This window comes from Secundilactobacillus collinoides DSM 20515 = JCM 1123, assembly GCF_001435975.1.
In the GTDB taxonomy this organism is placed as follows: Bacteria; Bacillota; Bacilli; order Lactobacillales; family Lactobacillaceae; genus Secundilactobacillus; species Secundilactobacillus collinoides.
The window spans coordinates 1-343 of the sequence record NZ_AYYR01000086.1; the positions used below are offsets into that span (position 1 = coordinate 1).

1 protein-coding gene is annotated in these 343 nt (G+C 42.9%); it reads right to left on the bottom strand.

Annotation, left to right across the window (positions count from 1 at the left end; genetic code table 11):
* Positions 1–177: 177 nt before the first annotated feature.
* Positions 178–343: transposase (locus tag FC82_RS16585; RefSeq protein WP_162260953.1), on the bottom strand; the 166-nt coding region annotated here is incomplete at its 5' end.

Sequence of the window (343 nt, forward strand, 5' to 3'; positions counted from 1 at the left end):
CGGAAGTTTGTCAAATGGTGTTGAAGGATAGTTTCTATCCTTTGGAGATCTCCTCGTGTGGGAGATCTTTTTTGTTGTTTTATTAGTTGCGGCGTTTAATCTGGTGTGTTGTCTGAATATCGTACTTGAAGGCATAACAAATAAGCCTACCATCGTGACGTTATTGTGGTAGATAATCTAGGCAATCAGCTGGTAGACGCGTGTGAACATATTGGCCTGATTGGAGAAGCCATAACAAGCACGTTTGAGCTCCTTGATCTTACGGTTGATGCCCTCTATCGGTCCGTTAGAGTAGGACGATTTGGCGGCGTTAATTACTCCATTAAGATTCTTTCGTAGGGTA